Raw genomic sequence first — 12237 nt, forward strand, 5'->3', positions numbered from 1 at the left:
TCAGCCTTTCGGGGCAGCGGTCAGGTGGTCGAGTAGGGGCATGACCTCGGTGCCGAAGCGTTCGAGACCCTCGGTGAAGTCGTCGAACGTCAGCATGACCCCGGCGGTGCCGTCGACGGCCGCGATGGCATTGAGGTGGTCGGCGATGGTCTGCGGCGACCCGATCAGAGCACTCCCGCCGTAGAACGGCGACACGTCGGCGCGGTGGCTCTCGGCGACTGCCGCGCTCGATCCGTCTTTCGTCGTGTCGTTCGAGTACTCGCCCACCATGTTGGCGACCGCCTGCAGATCTGTACCCTGCTGGTAGAACTCGGCCTTACGCGCCGCGTCAGCATCCGTGTCGCCGATGACCAGCAGCGACGTCGCGAACGAGCCGGGTACCCGCCCGAGGTGTTCGCTCTCCGTGCGCAGCGCGGCATTCGAGCGGGCAACGGATGCTGCGTCGCCACCGGCACCGAAGTGATAGTCGGCGAACTCGGCCACGAAGCGGCGGCCACGGGGCGAAGATCCCGCGGAGATCAGGTCGATGTGACCGACCGGCTTCGGCAGCACCTCGCAGTCCTCGATGTCGAAGTGTTCGCCGTGGAAGGTCACCCGGCCCATCTCCCACGCCGTCAGCAGGATCTGCGTGAACTCGGTGAGGTAGTCGTAGCGATAGCCGTAGTAGTCGTCGCCGGGCCAGGCATCCATCTGTGCGTACTCGCTGCGGTTCCAGCCCGCGATGAGATTCAGACCGAAACGCCCGCCCGACATCTCGTCGATCAGCTGCGCCATCTTGGCGACCACGATCGGGTTGTAGCTGAGTGGCGACACCGTGGCGTACAGCTTGATGCGGGAGGTGAGCGGCGCGAGCCCCGCCATCAGGGTCAGCGGGTCGATGGTGCTGTTCCAGTGCTGGGTCTCGCCGCCGAAACCGCGGTACTTGAGCATCGCGAGCGCGAAGTCGAGGCCGTAGTGCTCTGCCCGCTCGACGATGCTCCGGTTCAGGGCGAAGGTGGGCTCGTACTGCGGCGATGTCGTCGAGAGGATCCAGCCGTTGTTGCCGACCGGCAGAAAGACTCCGTAGCTGACCATGTGATTTTCCGATCGAGGGTGGGGCGGGAGCGGCGGGAGGTGTGGCCCGGCGCCTAGTGGGTGTCGAAGATGTGCTGGTACTCGGCGACCTTCGCGCGGATGGCGTCGAGCTCGGCCGGGGTGGGGGCATCCGCATCGGCCGGGAGCGGCAGCGTGCCGAACTTCAGAAGGCTCGCCATCAGCAGGATGCGCGCCTTCGGCGCTGAGAGGTTGCTGCCGCGGATGAGCAGGCCTCCCATGGTCGACTGGCCGAACGCGTAACCGCCGCCTCCCCGGCCCACCGCGACGACCGGCATGCCCCGGAACACCCCGCGGAGCAGAGCCGCGCCCATCGATTCGTAGACCCCGCCGTAGGGCGCCGAGCCCTCGGCGATCATGCCGGCCAGTGGATGATCGCGCAGGTTCTTCTCGATGCGGGCGAGAATCTCCACCTCGCTGTCGGCGCTGTCGCTGAAGTCGTCCTGGCCGTAGTTCACGTACCGCGCGATGGTGACCTTGGGCATCGCCTCCGGCCTCAGGTGCCCCGTCTCGGTGAGGGTGTGTACCGCTTCGCCGCCGAGACCCGGCACCGAGGAGGGCAGAGCATCCAATGTCAGCTCGGAAGTGTGCGTGTGCAGGGCGACCGGCAGAAACGAGAGCACAGGCTGCTCGACGGTGTTTCCGACAATGCCGCCGTGACCACCGTGGGCGACGTACCCGCCCGGGCGAGCGTCGGCCTTCTGCACCTCGCGGGCCGTGAAGACCTGGCCGTTCTGGATCATCACCGCGCCCACGCGATCGTGCCCCCGGGCATCCGCCCACACCTTCGAGGCGATGTACGTCGCCGACTGCACGAGATTGTGGTCGCCGTCGTTGCCGAAGACGCCGTGGCCGTACTGCGAACAGTTGCCGATCAGCGGCTTGGTCGTGCCGATCACCAGGTTCAGCCAGTAGACCGTCTCCTCGGTGGTCGGGCTGCCCTCGAGCCAGATCGCCCCGTCGTAGTCGCCAGCAGCGAGGGTGTCCGCGACGATGTTCGTGAGGGCCGCGAGAGTCGGCAGCGCCGGCTCCTGCCGCATCGGCATGTATGGGAAGAAGTCCTCGCCGAGAACCTCGGGCGCCAGATCGCCGGGCTCACCACGGTGGCCTGCAGCCGTCGGGGTGTCGGTGCGATCGCCCGCTGACTGGCCCTTGGTGTAGCCACCGGATGGCGCGGCCCTCACGAAATCGAAGTCGGCCAGGCTCGACATCAGGTTGTTGCCGCCGTAGCCGTCGAGCCCGAAGTGGTCGATCTCCTCGACGATGCGCGAGGCGTCGGGGTAGAACAGCTGCCGGGCGTTGCCGGCGTCGTCGAACGGTCCGTTCCACGGCTCGCCGTTGGCCTGGGTTGCCGCGTACGGCAGCGGGTAGGGGCCGTCGGCCGGGTCGAGCGTCACCTCATAGACGGCGGTGCCGCCGGGCATCTCCTCAGCGCTGAACACCCCGGTCTCTGGATGCAGCCAGCCATCGACAGGGCCGTACAGCTCGCTGGCATCCTGTTCGAGGGGATGCGCGGAGTACGCCTCGACGTACGCCGTGACCGGCGCGGCCAGCCGCTGCGCACGCAGCGCCTCGGGCAGCGCCGCGTCGGCGCCCGGGAGGTTACGCGCCCGCCGCACCGACTGACTCGTGCGGAGCGCCGGACTGTTCTGGATCGTGGCGCGAGGACCGGAGAAGATGACGATGCGGGCACGCGCTGCGGGAAGGGAGGCCATGCCCAGAGCGTAGGCGGCGCCTGTTTCCCCCTCGTTGCGGCAATGTGATCACCGCGCTTCGCCACCGCGGGCGGTCTCGGAACCGCATGGGCGCGGGGCCGCGGCCGCGCCCGCGCCGGTTCGGCGGCCGCTGCCCGGCGCCTTCGACTCAGAGTCTTGGGTGTCGGCTTCGGTGGAAGGCGTGCTGGGGCGACGTTGTCCCTTTGGGCCGACGGCGAGCACAGCCTGCGCCGGTCATCCAGAGGCGCAGCGCTGTAGCCCTGGGCCAGCCGCGGGCGCCCCCGATCCCCTTTCTCGACGGGTTGAGAGAGCAAGAGGCACCCCCGGGTCTCCGAAGGGAGGCTGGGGACCTGTGGGTCTTCGACCCGCAGCAGGCTGCCAGCCGCCTTCAACGCGACGTTCTGGTGGGGGCTCGCGTTCAGAGCGGTGCCGCTGGCGCTGGCGTTCTTCCTGCCGCGAGAGCAGAAGCGGCCGGATCGCCTATGGCGTCGCGGTCCCCGCGGGGTCTGGAGCCGTGGGGGTCTGCCCCTGAACGGCCAGCCACGCCAGCACGTCGTCCGCGACATCCCGCCATCCAGCATCGAGGGTGAGGGAATGGCCTTTGCCCTCGTACTCGTGGTACTCCGTGACTGACGATGTGTTGTCGGCATAGAGCTTCGAGACGGCCACGGTCACAGACTTGGGTACGGTGTGATCTTCTGTGCCTGAAGTGAGCAGAAGCGGACCACGAACCGCGGTGTGGGTGTTGACAGCGGCTGGGGAATTCCGCACGAAATTGGCCGTCGCGTCTTCGAACAGCGGGCGACCCGGGCCGGGGATCGTCCAGGCTGCGTGCAGCGCATCCGACTCCTCCTCTGTGAGCACATTCCCGAAGGCGTACTTGAACTGCTTCTCGTTCAGGGCGACCGTGCGGGACTTGTTCGCCGGGTTGCCGAGCACCGGCAGACCCGACTTCAGTTGGGCGAACGGCAGAACCTTCACGCCCTTGATCGGAGCGGGATCGATCGCGACAGCGGCCGCCACCAGGTCGTTCGCAAGCAGCTCCTGAGCGATGAGGCCTCCGAACGAGTGACCGACGACGATCGGTTTCTGGTCGAATTCGGCGATGATGTCGGCGTAGTGGTGGCAGATCTCAGCGATGCCCTGATTGTTGAGACCATCTGGGTTCGCTCTGGTCGCTTCGACCGTCTCGAGGTCCCCCGGCCAGCCGGGTGCCGAGGTCGTGTAGCCCTTCTCTTCGAAGAGATCCTGCCAGGGCCTCCACGCGGACGAGTGAATCCAGAGTCCGTGGATGAAGACAACGTGCTTGATCATGTGTGCTCCTTGGTCTTGGTCGTGGTCGTGTCCGTGGTCGTGCTCGGTCAGAGGGTCTTGATGAGGCCACCGTCGATGAGGAAATCAGCTCCGGTGACATTTCCGGCGCGGCTGCTCGCGAGGATGAGCGCAAGATCCGCCACCTCGGACGGCTGCGTGAACCGTCCCGTCGAGAAGCCACCTTGGCTGGACACGACGCGGTCGCGCGCGGTGTCGAAATCGACGCCCATTGCCCGGGCGGCCGTCGCCGCGACGCCGTTCTCACCGAGCCAGAGTTGAGTCGCGACAGGCCCGGGGCTGATGGTGTTGAAGCGGATGTTCTGGGCCCCGAATTCCTTGGAGAGGGACTTCGAGAGGTTCCAGACCGCGGCTTTCGAAGCGGAGTAGTCGACCACCGGCGGGTCGGGCAGGAACGCGTTGACCGATCCGATCGTCACGACGTTGCCGCCGCCTCGCTCGATGAGGAGGGGTATCGCGGCCCGGGTCGTGCGCACAGCCGCCATGAAGCTGAGGTTGAGGGTGTCGAGCCACTGCTCGTCGGTGACGGCCAGAAAGCCTTCGAAGCGGAAGGCGACCGCTCCGACGTTGTTCACGAGGATGTCGAGCCCGCCCAGCTCGGCCGATCGCGCGACGAGCCGGGCTGGCGCATCCGGGCGTGAGAGGTCGACACTCTCGAACAGCACCCCGCCCGTGGCGACGAGCTCGTCGAGCTCGGGTGTCGACGACCTCGCCCCGGCGATGACGCGTGCCCCTTCGGCGACCAGCGCCTGAGCGATAGCGAGCCCGATGCCCTTGCTTGCGCCCGTCACGACGGCGATCTTTCCTGCGAGTCCCAGATCCATGCGCCTCACAATAAAGTCACCCACGGCTGACAGCGTGCCCCGGCTGTGGCTGGTAGTGCGGCTACCTCCCAGGCGCCAACCCCGCGAGAGCTCTCTCGGTGGGCGTGCCCGGCTCGGCGAAGTAGAGAAAGATGGAGTGGTCATCGGCGCCGACGAGCGGCAGGTGGGCATAGTGTAACGAAAGGGCTCCCACCGTGGGGTGCATGATCGGATGTGTACCCTCGGTCATCCCCTCGATGTCGTACCGGTGCCAGAGCTCTCGGAACCGATCGCTGTCGCGCATCAACTGCGTGATGATCTCCTGGCTTCGAGCATCATCGGGATGCAGGCCCGCCCGCGAGCGGAAGAGGGCGATCGAGCGCATGCTCAGGCCCTCCCAGTCCCTCTGAGTGTCGCGCACTTCGGGATCGAGCAGCAGCACGGCTACGGAGTTGCGCCCCGTACGATAACCGGGGATGAGGGCGCGCATGAGCGGGTTGGTCGCCAGTATGTCGAAGTGTCCATCGAGGATCATCGCCGCCGTCGTCGGCCAGGAGTCGATGAGCCATCGGGCGCGCTCGACGGCCGGCGGTGAGATCGGCGCGGCCGGTTTCGGGATGATGCGAGCCAATGCATGAAGGTAGGAGTTCGCTGTCACGTCGAGCCTCAGAGCTCGCGACAGCGAATCGAGTACCTGGCTGGTGGGATGGGCCTCCTGGCCCTGCTCGAGCTTGATGTAGTACTCGGTGCTGATCCCCGCGATGGCCGCCACTTCAGAGCGCCTGAGCCCCGGCACTCGGCGAGGTCCTGCGCCATCGGGGAGCGCGACGTCGGCAGGTCGCAGTAATTCCCGGCGGGCTCGGAGATATTCGCCGAGCGGATGAGGACTGGGCATGCCGAATTTTATCGGCGCCTCCGCGGCGACGGAAGAGCGCCCACGAATTGCGCTCCTGGGATCTCAGCGGATGAACGGCGCCGGGTACGGGCCCGCCAGGCTGGCGGCCTCAGAGCATTTCGAGCGGCACTGCACGGGTGGGCGGCGGGAAGGCGCGGTCCAGACGCTCGAGGTCGGCGTCACTGAGCCGAAGGTCGCGGGCGGCGGCGTTCTCGCGCACGTGCGAAGCCGTCGATGCCTTCGGGATCGCCAGCACCGAGCCGCTCCGCAGGGTCCAGGCCAGCGCGACCTGCGCGGGCGTCGCATCCAACGACCGAGCAATGTCGGCCAGCGCGGAGTCACCGATCAGCCGCCCCTGCTCCACCGGCGAGTACGCCATCACGGGCATCCGCACCGACGCCGCCCACGGCAGCAGGTCGAACTCAGGGCCGCGGCGGGTCAGGTTGTAGAGCACCTGGTCGGTCTGGCATCCGGGCGGCAGCTGCGCGAGCTCGTCGGTGTCGAGGTTGCTCACACCCCACGCCGCGATCGACCCGTCGGCGACGAGGGTCTCGAACGCCGCCACGGTCTCGTCGAGCGGATAGCGGCCGCGCCAATGCAGTAGGTACAGGTCGAGACGGTCAGTTTTCAGGCGGCGGAGGCTCGCGTGGCACGCCTCGACGGTTCCCTTCTTCGAGGCGTTCGAAGGCAGCACCTTGCTGACGAGAAAGACGTCGTCGCGCAGGCCGCCGATGGCCTCGCCGACGAGTTCTTCGCTGCGGCCGTTGCCGTACATCTCGGCAGTGTCGATGACGGTCAGGCCGAGGTCGATGCCGGTGCGGATCGCGTCGAGCTCGGCGTCGCGGGCGGCCGGCGAGTCGCCCATGTTCCACGTGCCCTGGCCGAAAGACGGGACCTGGATGCCCGTGGGGAAGGTGATCATGCTGTCAACGCTACGCGTGGTTCGGGCCGATCAAGCGACTGGCGGCACCGCGCTAAGCAGCGTTCTGGATCAGATGGAGCTGCGTCCCGTCAGGGTCGATGAGGAATCCCGCCCGTTGCCCCCAGGGCTGCAGCCGCACCGGATGCAGCCGAGGCCGTCCGGTGGACTTCTCGACGACGCCTGAGTCCCTGATCTGCCGATACAGGTCATCGACGTCATCGACGCGGACACTGCACATGAACGAACTCTCTTCAGGCACGAGGTCGGGGAACGGAAAGAATTCCAACTGAAGCTCGCGCCGACGGAGAATCAACCAGTCCTCAGCCCGATACGCCAGGTCGAATCCGAATCCGCCGTAGAAGGCGATCGTGTCATCGAAATCGCGAGACGGCAGGTTCGGCACCGCGTGATCGGTCATGCCGAAAGCCTAACGACGCTCTGCGTGGCGCGGGCCGTTATTGCAGACGTGGGAGCACTGCGCGTGCCACGCCGACTACAAGGGCGTCGTCGTACGCCGCCTCGGGGTCGAGGGTGTTCGTGAAGATCGTCACGACGATCAGATGCCCGCCGGGAGGGGTGACGACGGCGATGTCGTTGCGGATGCCGCCTGCCCCGCCCGACTTGTCGGCCACGCTCCAGCCCGAGGGAGCTCCGGCGCGGATGAGGGTGTCGCCGGTGGTGTTGCCGGTCATCCAGTCGAGGAGGATCGTGCGGTCATCCGGAGCAAGGTACGACCCGTCGATGAGTCGGGAGAGGTCGGCGGTGAACGCGGCGGGGGTGCTGGTGTCTTCGGTACTGCCGGGCTCGATCGCGTTGAGGGCCGGCTCCGAGTTCACCACTTCGGACGTGTCGTCGCCGAGGCTGCTCAGTGTCGCGTCGAGCGCTGCGGGTCCGCCGAGCCGTTCGAGAATGAGGTTCAGGGCAGTGTTGTCGCTGCGACGCACTGCCGCCTCTGCGAGCTGGGACAGGGTGAGGCCCGTCTCGATGTTCTCAGCCGTCACCGGCGAGTATCCCGCCGCTTCGACGTCGTCGGCGGTGAAGGTGACGACCGTTTGGCGCTCAGAGGCGGGCACGTCGTGCAGGAACGCTGCCGCGGCGAACACCTTCAGGGTGGAGGCGTAGCCGAATCGCTCGTCGGCGCGGTAGGAGAGCTGCTCCCCCGTGCCCGTGTCGACGGCGCTCACGCCGACGCGGGCGCCGAACTGCTGCTCGAGGTCCTGGAGGGCCGCTGTCTGGTCTGAGGCGGTCGGAGTCGGCCGGGGAGCTTCGCTGCTCGCCGTGGCCGCGGGTGAGATCGTGGTGCCACATCCGGTCATGCCCAGCAAGAGAATGACGGCAGCTCCAAGGGATGCGAGAGCTCTCGCCCGTCTTAGAGGGTCAGTGGTGCCGGCGAAATCCATTCAACAAGGGTTGCATGAAGGAAGTGCTGAACAAGGGGCTACTGATCAGCGCGGCCAATCCTCGAAGCGGCTGCACCGGCACGTCCTGATGGCTCATAACGCGAATCTTGAGGCGTCCGGTGTATGAGTAAAATTCACATAATGTCGGATCGACAACTCCACCAGCAGTTCGGGAGAACTCGGGGGGTTTCCGTCAGGAATGAAACAAAAAACCCCGGCCGTCACACCTGAGTGCGCTGCGCCGGGGGCTATGCAACAACTGTAGACCGAAATTCGGCTCGGAGCAATCAGCCCCTGAGCCCGTAGATCTCCATCACCAGGGAGAGTGCCCGTGCACCGACTTCGCGCCACCGTTCCTCAAATCCGTATGCAGCGATACGACCTTGCCTGCCGTCACAATCCGGAGGTCGACGGGGTCGAGCTCTATGTGTGGGCACGCTCAGTTGCTCTTGCCCTGTTCGACGACATCGGTCACGTGGAGATCGCGATGCGGTCGGCTATGGCAAAGGAAATGGCGAGAACCTATGGCCTTACGTGGTACGAGCAGGATGCCATCCTCGACGATGGCACCCTCGAGTTGATTGATGAAGCGAAGAGGCGCAGCCGCGTACGGGATCTACCGAATGATTCAGCCCTGATCCACGGCAAGGTGGTAGCGAGCCTGATGCTCGGTTTCTGGGTGAAACTGCTTGGCCGGGGCATGTATCGCGAGCACGGCGACCAGAGGAACAGACGTATTCACGACACGCTCATCTGGAAAGCAGCCGCACACCGCGCTTTTCCGAACGTTGACGAATTAGCGAGGCAGCGGGTCGAGGGAGTCGCTCGGTATGTTCAAACCCTGCGCAACCGCATCGCCCATCACGAGCACGTGGTCTGGGGTGTCCCTATCGCCGGCGAGAAGGATGTTCGGGGCAACTCAGTCAGACTTTCCTTGGGCGCCGCCCACGAAAATGTCTTCGTACTAGCGAGTTTCATAGATCGAGGCTTTGCGTCGTGGCTTCGTGAGAACAGCGCAGTCCAATCGCGCATAGACGCCTGCCCCATTTACGCGGGCGAGTTGATGCTCATCGACGAGATGAGGGCGTGAATTTCTGGAACTCAGCTTCGGCCGCACCAGACGACAAGACAACTCTTCGCTGGCTGGTGCCTAGTCGCGGGTGACGCGGTAGATGCCGTAGATCACGCCGGGAACGTGACCGACGAGCTGCAGCAGGAAGGCCCAGAGAACCTTCAGGCCGAGGCCGTCGTGGATGAGAACGGCGACGAACGGGAAGAAGAAGCACAGGATGATGAGCAGTACTTTGCGCATGATGGATCCGATCTGATGGGAAGGGGAGTGCGGGGAAGAGCTTACTTTTTGAGGTCGTTCATCGTGCCGGCGATCTTCTTGCCCAGCTTCTTGCGGGCTTTCTCGTTCTTGGGGTCGCGCCAGAGTCGCTCGGCCTGGTGACGCAGCGTCTCGGACTGCTTACCCTTCACCGGTCGGTGCGAACGGGCGCCTTGAGGTAGATGGCCGCGGCGATGATGCCGACGATGATGATCTTGTTGCGCATGAGGTTTCCTTCGTGTTGTGGAGCAGTCGTGTTGTGACGCAGTCGTGTTGTGTAGCGGGGCCTGCGGTCGGGCAGGATCAGCGGTTCGTCACCTGGGTGATCAGTTGTTGGATGAACGGGATGACGTTCTCGATCTGGCTGACGCTCGAGAGCGCGGTGGCGACGAGCGGCCAGACCGAACCGACGAGGGTGGCGATGACTGCCGCGGTGGCGGCGATCCAGGCGAGGGCGCCGATCCGGGAGACGAACGTGAGCGCGAGGAAGCCGAGGGCGACGAGGTAGCTGATCACGATCGAGGCGATGATCGCACCGACGGGCACGTTCAGGGCGCCGATGGTGGTGGCGTCGGCCGCCCCGATCAGGCCGAGTACCGGTAGCAGTACACCTGCCACGATGAGGATGCAGAGGACGACGCCGGTGATGAGCGCGGCCCAGACCGCCCGGCTGCGGCGGCGACGGGCGGTGCCGATGGAGCGCGATCTCATGAGCGGTGTTCGGTGGGGTCGGGGTCCGCGTCGGGGCCGGACTCTGCGGCATCCGCGTCGACGATCACCGGCACGACCACGACGACGGGGCTCTCCTGGTGTGCGGGTTCCACGTCGACGGGCTCAGCGTCGACGACGCTCGTGTTCGCAGTGGATGCATCGGCCACGGGTACCGCGTCGGCCTCCTCTGCCACCGTGTCGGCGGCATCCGAGACGACGTCCGCCGCAGCGGCGACAGTGTCGGCGGCACTCACCTTCACGGTGTCGGTCGCCGACGAGACGGCATCGGCCGCGGCATCCTTCGCCGAGGAGACCGCGCCGGCGGCGGTCGATGCCGCCTCGGAGGCCTTCGACTTGACGGTGTCGGCTGCCGCGGAGGCGCGTGCAGCCAGCGACTCCGAGGGGTCGATCTCCTCGTTCGCGGGCCTGACCTTGTCGAAGGGGCCGTGCACGTCGGTGACGTTGACGTTCACTTCGACGGGCTCGCTCACGAGCTGCGCCGCCGCACGGGTGACCTGCCGTCTGACCGTCTCGAGAACCTCGGCGATCGAGTGCGGGTACTCCACGACAAGATCGAGATCGATGATGGTGCTGCCGTCGGTCCGGCTCACGGTGACTCCGGGAACGGTCGAGGTGCCCCGGATGCGACGGCTCGCCCGGTCGAGGGCACGCGAGGCGAGACCACCGAGGTGGTGCACGCCGGTGACAGCGGCCGCGGTCTCGGCGACGGTGGTGCTCAGCAGGTGCTCGGGGGTTTCGGGATCGGGGTGGGTGGTCTCGATGGCTCCGAGGTCGACGGGAACGGGCTGGGCGTGCAGCGCGTCACCGGTCAGGGCGTCAGTCATGTGGGGGTCTCCTTGGTCGAAGTGGGGTGTGGTAAGAAGTCGGATGCGGTTCAGTCGTGGGGTGACAGCGAACGGGCGCGGGTGAATTGGCGGTGCAACAGGCCGGCGATCGCGGCCCCCACCAGCGGAGCGATGATGAACACCCACAGCTGAGCCAGGGCCGTCGGTCCGCCGCAGAGGGCGGTCGCGATCGATCGCGCCGGGTTCACGGAGGTGTTGCTGATGGGGATGCTGATCAGGTGGATCAGGGTGAGGGTCAGTCCGATGCCGATCGGCGCCACTCCCCTGTACTCGGGCTTGGAGGTGATCGAGAGAATGACGGTGACGAAGACGGCGGTGAGGATGATCTCCGCCACGATCACGGCAGTGATTCCGAAACCACCGGGCGAAGCCTCGCCGAAGCCGTTGGAGGCGAAACCGCTGTCCTGGGCGTTCGCAAGGTAGCCGGCGGGGCCGTTGGCGGCGATGAGGGCGAGCGCGCTCGAGGCGATGGCGCCGCCAATGATCTGGGCGAGAACGTAGCCGGGCACGTGACGCCATTCGGTACGACCTGCGATGGCGAGGCCGACCGTCACGGCGGGGTTGAAGTGCCCGCCGGAGATGTGGCCGACGGCGTAGATTCCGGCCATGACGGTGAGGCCGAAGGCCAGCGCCACACCGAGGAAGCCGACGCCCGTGGCGTTGGCGCTGTCAGGGAAGGCCGAGGCGAAAAGGGCGGTGCCGACACCGCCGAAGACGAGGAGGAAGGTACCGAAGGCCTCGGCGATGAGGCGGGAGGTGGTGGGGTAGGTCTGAGCCTGCTGGGTGCGTTGCTCTGCGGTGGACCGGCTGACCGGGCGTGTGGTGCTCATAGGAGGGGGGCTTTCGCTGGGGGCGAGGATGTCTCGGGGCAGGGCTGCTGGCGGAGTCGGCGACGGCCGGCCGCCAACTGCGGGGAGGAAGTCCGGCCCTCGCTGTGGGGGAAGCGGGGGCCGGACGGTTCTGGGGGTGGGTGTTACTTCTTGAAGACGTCTTTGATGTCTTCGACCTTGTCGCGGGTCTGGCCCTTGGCCTGGTCGGCTTTGCCTTCGGCGACGAGTTTGTCGTTGTCGGTGACGTTGCCGACGGCCTCTTTGGCCTTGCCGGCGACGTTCTCGGCGGCGGCTTTGATCTTGTCTGCTGCACTCATCTGAGTTGCTCCTTCTGTAGAGGT

General features: G+C 66.4%; 15 protein-coding genes. 1 reads left to right on the plus strand and 14 read right to left on the minus strand.

All coding sequences use genetic code 11. The annotated features are described in order from the left end of the window. The 8 genes from FB464_RS12205 to bla form a co-directional block, all read right to left on the minus strand. Positions 1 to 1074, minus strand: a complete 1074-nt coding sequence (locus tag FB464_RS12205; protein ID WP_116413617.1) for an LLM class flavin-dependent oxidoreductase — start codon at positions 1072 to 1074, stop codon at positions 1 to 3. A gap of 53 nt (positions 1075 to 1127) precedes the next feature. Continuing rightward, entirely contained in the window at positions 1128 to 2807 is a 1680-nt protein-coding gene (locus FB464_RS12210; RefSeq protein WP_211327283.1) for an asparaginase domain-containing protein, read from the minus strand. A 480-nt stretch (positions 2808 to 3287) separates the two neighbouring features. Continuing rightward, on the minus strand, positions 3288 to 4121 hold the full coding sequence (locus tag FB464_RS12215; RefSeq protein ID WP_116413616.1) for an alpha/beta hydrolase: 834 nt from the start codon (positions 4119 to 4121) through the stop codon (positions 3288 to 3290). A gap of 47 nt (positions 4122 to 4168) precedes the next feature. Beyond that, positions 4169 to 4963 (minus strand): SDR family NAD(P)-dependent oxidoreductase, encoded by a 795-nt coding sequence (locus FB464_RS12220; protein ID WP_116413615.1) that lies wholly within the window; start codon positions 4961 to 4963, stop codon positions 4169 to 4171. A gap of 61 nt (positions 4964 to 5024) precedes the next feature. Next, the gene (locus FB464_RS12225) at positions 5025 to 5837 is read right to left on the minus strand and encodes a helix-turn-helix domain-containing protein (RefSeq protein ID WP_116413614.1); all 813 of its coding nucleotides are present in this window, start codon (positions 5835 to 5837) and stop codon (positions 5025 to 5027) included. 109 nt (positions 5838 to 5946) lie between these two features. Continuing rightward, positions 5947 to 6759 (minus strand): aldo/keto reductase, encoded by an 813-nt coding sequence (locus tag FB464_RS12230; protein WP_116413613.1) that lies wholly within the window; start codon positions 6757 to 6759, stop codon positions 5947 to 5949. A gap of 52 nt (positions 6760 to 6811) precedes the next feature. Beyond that, positions 6812 to 7177: a bleomycin resistance protein gene (locus FB464_RS12235; protein ID WP_116413612.1), complete on the minus strand. Its 366-nt coding sequence runs from the start codon at positions 7175 to 7177 to the stop codon at positions 6812 to 6814. Positions 7178 to 7214: 37 nt separating this feature from the next. Then, positions 7215 to 8075 (minus strand): class A beta-lactamase, encoded by an 861-nt coding sequence (bla, locus tag FB464_RS12240; RefSeq protein ID WP_170151841.1) that lies wholly within the window; start codon positions 8073 to 8075, stop codon positions 7215 to 7217. Between the two features lie 415 nt (positions 8076 to 8490). Here bla and FB464_RS12245 point away from each other — a divergent pair, with 415 nt between their 5' ends. Then, positions 8491 to 9249, plus strand: a complete 759-nt coding sequence (locus FB464_RS12245; RefSeq protein ID WP_147306537.1) for an Abi family protein — start codon at positions 8491 to 8493, stop codon at positions 9247 to 9249. Positions 9250 to 9309: 60 nt separating this feature from the next. Here FB464_RS12245 and FB464_RS12250 read toward each other — a convergent pair whose 3' ends face one another. From FB464_RS12250 to FB464_RS12270, 6 genes are all read right to left on the minus strand, one after another. Then, positions 9310 to 9471: a YqaE/Pmp3 family membrane protein gene (locus tag FB464_RS12250; RefSeq protein ID WP_116281788.1), complete on the minus strand. Its 162-nt coding sequence runs from the start codon at positions 9469 to 9471 to the stop codon at positions 9310 to 9312. Positions 9472 to 9512: 41 nt separating this feature from the next. After that, on the minus strand, positions 9513 to 9641 hold the full coding sequence (locus FB464_RS20445) for a hypothetical protein (protein ID WP_281279770.1): 129 nt from the start codon (positions 9639 to 9641) through the stop codon (positions 9513 to 9515). Positions 9642 to 9792: 151 nt separating this feature from the next. Continuing rightward, complete coding sequence (locus FB464_RS12255) at positions 9793 to 10200, minus strand: hypothetical protein (RefSeq protein ID WP_116413609.1); 408 nt, start codon at positions 10198 to 10200, stop codon at positions 9793 to 9795. Continuing rightward, a complete protein-coding gene (locus tag FB464_RS12260; RefSeq protein ID WP_116413608.1) occupies positions 10197 to 11045 on the minus strand; it encodes an Asp23/Gls24 family envelope stress response protein in 849 nt (282 codons plus the stop codon). The genes FB464_RS12255 and FB464_RS12260 overlap by 4 nt, the downstream gene beginning before the upstream one ends. 50 nt (positions 11046 to 11095) lie before the next feature. After that, positions 11096 to 11896 (minus strand): aquaporin Z, encoded by an 801-nt coding sequence (aqpZ, locus tag FB464_RS12265; RefSeq protein ID WP_116413607.1) that lies wholly within the window; start codon positions 11894 to 11896, stop codon positions 11096 to 11098. Between the two features lie 143 nt (positions 11897 to 12039). Further along, on the minus strand, positions 12040 to 12213 hold the full coding sequence (locus tag FB464_RS12270; RefSeq protein ID WP_116413606.1) for a CsbD family protein: 174 nt from the start codon (positions 12211 to 12213) through the stop codon (positions 12040 to 12042). Positions 12214 to 12237 lie beyond the last annotated feature (24 nt).

Origin of the sequence: Subtercola boreus, from assembly GCF_006716115.1 — a bacterium.
Lineage (GTDB): Bacteria > Actinomycetota > Actinomycetes > Actinomycetales > Microbacteriaceae > Subtercola > Subtercola boreus.